Below are 3,822 nucleotides of genomic sequence, written 5' to 3'. Positions count from 1 at the left end.
TTTTTTATCTACATATGGAGGATTACTAATAATTAGATCATAAGTATACTTAGGTAGTTTATCAAATAAATTACTACATATAGGAGTAATACGATCTTCTAATCCATGTAATTGAATATTGTATTCAACTATATTAATTGCATCTAAAGAAATATCTACAGCATCTATATGTGCATTAGGAAATAAATATGCACATGCAATAGCAATACACCCACTACCTGTACATAAATCTAATATATATTTAGGATGATGACGAGAAGAAATAATAGATTTAAATTTATTATTAATTAATTCAGAAATAGGAGATCTAGGTATTAATACTCTATTATCAATATATAATTCATGACCACAAAACCAAGTTTTATTCGTTAAATAAACTACAGGAATTCTTTTTTCTATGCGTTTTATAACTAATTTAAAAATAATTTTACGTTCTTTAATAGACAATCTAGAGTTATTAACTATATTCCAGATATACGGAGGTAATCCTAATATAGGTAAAACTAAGTTTATAGCTTCATCCCATGGATTATCACTACCATGACCATACCATAAATTAGATATACTAAAACAACTTGATATCCATCGAACTACATCTTGTATTGAAAAAAGTTCTTTTATTATAATTTTTTTTTTTAAAATTTGGTTTAATTTCATTATCATATATATACCTTATAATAAAAAATACTATTTAATTATTTAATAAAATATATTTTATGATGTGAAAATTACATTAGTTTACTCCCCTGACTGGATTCGAACCAGTGACATACGGATTAACAGTCCGCCGTTCTACCAACTGAACTACAGAGGATTAACTAATCTACGATTAATATATATTATATATTATTTATATGTCAAGAAAATTTATAATTTTATATATTACAAAATATATTTATATTATTAAAAATTAATAAATATATTAATTTATTAATTTTATATAAAATATTTTTATATATTTAGTTATTATAAAATTTTTAGTTTTTGAAAATACATTTCATATTGTTTATTTATATTAATATTATTATCATTTTGCCATATACCGTTATTAATAATTTTATCATCAGGATATAATGTTTTATTATTAATTATTTCTAATGGTAATAATTTTTTTGCTTCTAAATTTGGAGTAGAAAAACCTATTTTTTTTACTATTTTTACAGTAATATCAGGTCTTAATAAAAAATTAATTAATTTTAAAGCTCCTTTTACATTTTTTGCATTACTGGGAATTACAAAACTGTCCATCCAAAAAATACTACCTTCTTTAGGCCAAATAAATTTTAAAGGTATACCTAACTTTTGAAGAGCATAAGCAGATCCATTCCAAATCATTCCTATATTTACAGATCCTTCAATAAAAGGATATCCAGGATTATCAGAATTAAAAGAAATAATATTAGGCATTAATTTTTTTAATTCTATAAAAGCTTGATTAATATAATTAATATTAGTAGTGTTTACAGGTAATTTTAATCTTATTAATGACATTTGAAATACTTCTTTAGCATCATCTATTAAAGAAATAGATTTATAATATTTTGGATTCCATAAGTCATTCCAACTATTAATATTTTTATAATTTATAAAATTTGTATTAATACCTATAGCAGTGGCACCCCATATATATGGGATAGAATATTCATTATTATAATCAAAAGATTTATTTAAAAATTTAGGATCTAAATTTTTAAAATTAGGTATTTTATTTTTTTCAATTTTTTGTATCATACCTTCATTTTTCATTTTAATTACAAAATAAGTTGAAGGTACAACTAAATCATATGATTGTTTTTTATAAGTTTTTAATTTAGTAAACATACTTTCATTTGAATCATATGTAGAATAAACAATTCTAATACCTGTTTCTTTAGTAAATTGATTTAAAATTTCATGAGGAACATATTCTGTCCAATTATAAAAAAAAATAGTATTTTGATTTAATTTTTTTTTATTTAAAAATTTTTTTGTTATCGGGAATAATAATATTATTAATAATATACATATTAATCTAAAAAATAAAAACATTTTAGTTAAACCTTATAAAATATAAATCATATTTTTATTACAATAATTTTAATTGTAATTTTTGCATTTTAAATATTTATAAATAAGTTTTAATTAAATAATTATTTATAATCTTTTAAAGAAATATTTTCTATAACTTAAATTTTTTTTATTAAAAATATTTAAATTTTTTTTAAAATATATCTAATATTTTCTAAAACTTAAAATATTTATTTATTAATTACTAAATAAATTAATCCAATAAATATTTTAAATAAAAAATATTTTTTAATATAATATTTTATACATAAAAAAATATAATTTTTTAGTATCAATAATCTTTTAAAAAAAATTATTATTTTAATAAAATATTTAATCCTTTTTTAAAAATTTTTAGTTTAAAAAAATAATATTTTCTTTTAGTAAAGAAGTAATCATTATAGCTTTAATTACATGAACTTTATTTTCTGCTTGTTGAAAAATGATACTTTTATCAGATTCAAAAATATCATTTGTTATTTCTAATCCATTATATAGATTATATTTAGATAATATTTTTTTATTAAATAATTTCTTATAATGATTATATAAATGTAGTGAAGGTAAACAATGCATAATTTTAACATTATTATTTTCACTTTTTTCTAAAAGTAATTTATTAACTTGATAATTATGTAAAAGTTTTATTTTATTTTCCCATAATATAAATGAATTTTTTTCACCCATAGAAACCCAAATATCTGTATAAATAAAGTCTGTATTTTTTACACCTATTTCTATATTATTAGTAATATGAATATTATTATGATATTTAATTTTTTTTATTATATTTTTAATATAAAAATTATTTTTAAATTCAAGTTTTTGAGGAGAAATTAAATATAATGTAAAACCAATTATTATTGACGCTTCTATAAGACTATAAGATATATTATTATTTATATCACCTATATAAGATAATTTAATTTGATCTATATTTTTATTTTTTATATTTTCTTCAATAGTTAATAAATCTGCTAATATTTGAATAGGATGAAATTCACTTGTTAATCCATTCCATACTGGGACTGTTGAATATTTAGCTAATATTTCAATATTTTTTTGATGTTGTCCTCTATATTCTAATCCATGATACATTTGACTTAAGATTCTAGCAGAATCTTTTAATGATTCTTTATAACCTATATGGCTATCCTTTATATTTAAAAATGTAATATTTACTCCTTGATCAAAACAGGCTATTTCAAAAGAACATCTAGTTCGTGTAGAATTTTTTTCAAAAATAAGAATAATATTTTTACCAATCAATAATTTTTTTTCTTTAAAATTTTGTTTATTATATTTTAATTTTTTTGAAATTTTAATTAATTTATAAAGATCTTTTTTAGGAAAATCTGATAATTTTAAAAAATTTTTATTATAAAACTGATTAAACTGATTCATAATATAAATCCTTTTTTTAAAAATTATAAAATATTAAAAAATAAAATATTATAAATATTTAATTAAATAAAATTTTTGTAATAATTCTATTTTCAACATTTTACTTTTTTTTAATTTTTGTAAATTTTTTTTTATAATTATTTTTGGAGCTTTAGATAAAAAAGATGGATTTTTAATGTTTTTTTTTAAAAAATCAATTATTTTTTGATTATCATTTATTTTTTTATTTATTTTATCTAATATTTTTTTTTGATTAATAATTTTATTATTTAATGGTATAGCAAATTCAATATTATTTATACTATTAATAATAGTTTTATTTGGAAAGTTAATATTTTTTTCTATAAAAATAATCTTATTAAGATTTACAAA

4 protein-coding genes and 1 tRNA gene are annotated in these 3,822 nt (G+C 17.6%); all 5 read right to left on the bottom strand.

Translation table 11 applies throughout. From position 1 onward, the window contains the following. The coding region (gene prmB, locus GJT96_RS00800; protein ID WP_425591414.1) for a 50S ribosomal protein L3 N(5)-glutamine methyltransferase at window positions 1-657 on the bottom strand (657 nt) is incomplete at its 3' end. Window positions 658-741: 84 nt separating this feature from the next. Further along, window positions 742-814, bottom strand: a tRNA-Asn gene (locus GJT96_RS00795). A 152-nt stretch (window positions 815-966) separates the two neighbouring features. After that, window positions 967-2,028, bottom strand: a complete 1,062-nt coding sequence (locus tag GJT96_RS00790) for an extracellular solute-binding protein (RefSeq protein WP_169780349.1) — start codon at window positions 2,026-2,028, stop codon at window positions 967-969. Window positions 2,029-2,400: 372 nt separating this feature from the next. After that, the gene (gene argF / locus GJT96_RS00785) at window positions 2,401-3,450 is read right to left on the bottom strand and encodes an ornithine carbamoyltransferase (protein ID WP_169780348.1); all 1,050 of its coding nucleotides are present in this window, start codon (window positions 3,448-3,450) and stop codon (window positions 2,401-2,403) included. Between the two features lie 48 nt (window positions 3,451-3,498). Then, window positions 3,499-3,822: hypothetical protein (locus GJT96_RS00780; RefSeq protein WP_211080508.1), on the bottom strand; the 324-nt coding region annotated here is incomplete at its 5' end.

The organism is Enterobacteriaceae endosymbiont of Donacia piscatrix (genome assembly GCF_012569525.1).
Lineage (GTDB): Bacteria > Pseudomonadota > Gammaproteobacteria > Enterobacterales > Enterobacteriaceae.
The sequence above is the reverse complement of the archived record's forward strand: the minus strand, read 5'-3'. Positions and strand labels throughout refer to the sequence as shown.